General features: G+C 74.3%; 1 protein-coding gene. It reads left to right on the top strand.

Translation table 11 applies throughout. The annotated features are described in order from the left end of the window. Positions 1-249, top strand: a 249-nt coding sequence (locus tag IG64_RS37310; protein WP_037865049.1) for a MarR family transcriptional regulator, incomplete at both ends; no start/stop codon positions are given.

The following is a 249-nucleotide window of genomic DNA, read 5'->3' as shown; positions in this document are numbered from 1 at the left end:
GATCGACCGGCTGCCCGACCCGGCGGACAAGCGCTCGCGCATCCTGCGCCTGACGCCCGCGGGTCTGGACCGGCTCGACGACCTGTCCCGGCGGACCACGCACCTGCTCGCGGAGCGGCTGAGCGACTGGACCGACGACGAGGTCGGCCGGCTCATCGGGCTGATGACCCGGCTGCGCGCCAGTTTCGGCGACTGCCGGTCCGCCCCGGTCCGGCTCCCCGGCCCCGTACTCGAAGAGACCACCCGTAC

It is taken from the genome of Streptomyces sp. NRRL S-340 (assembly GCF_000720185.1).
Classification (GTDB): Bacteria; Actinomycetota; Actinomycetes; order Streptomycetales; family Streptomycetaceae; genus Streptomyces.
Note: the sequence above shows the minus strand (reverse complement) of the source record. Positions and strands in the feature narration are given on the sequence as shown.